The following is a 533-nucleotide window of genomic DNA, read 5'->3' on the forward strand; positions in this document are numbered from 1 at the left end:
CGTACTCACCGCTGTATAGCGTTAGGTGGCTGCCATTTAAGCGTGCAAACACGTCCATCTTCATGCCCGTGTGCATCTCTAACAAGTCACTTACGTTCACAGGTTGGTTGTCTGGTTGCAGTTGAAGCTGCGCCAATTCAGGAACTAGCATTTGCGCAGTTTGAATCAACATGTTTGGATCTTTCGCAGACAGAGTAAACATGCCATCCATTTGGCTAAACACTTCGCCAAACTGTGCATCAGGATTGATGTTCAGATCGAACAGTTGCATGCTCAACCCTTTCAACCCATTCAGCATGCCAGAGCCCATACTCACCGCTGCCGCCGGGTTTTGTCCGCCCATGTCTTTTTGCATTTGGCTCAGCAGCGCACATTGGTATTGTGGCTGAGTTATCTCTGTCCAAATTTGACCAATCGATGGCGCAAGCGTATTGATGTCGATGCCTAGCGCCAAGCTAAAGAAGCTCTTATCGCTGTTAGACTCGGTTAACACACCACGAATCGATTTAAGCGCATCGACGATGACTTTGTTC

The 533-nt window shown here is 48.2% G+C and carries 1 pseudogene; it reads right to left on the reverse strand.

Going from position 1 to position 533, the window contains the following annotated elements:
- A pseudogene (locus tag R7093_RS27710) lies at positions 1 to 533 on the reverse strand (hypothetical protein); the annotation flags it as partial.

The organism is Vibrio sp. 1580, assembly GCF_033340055.1.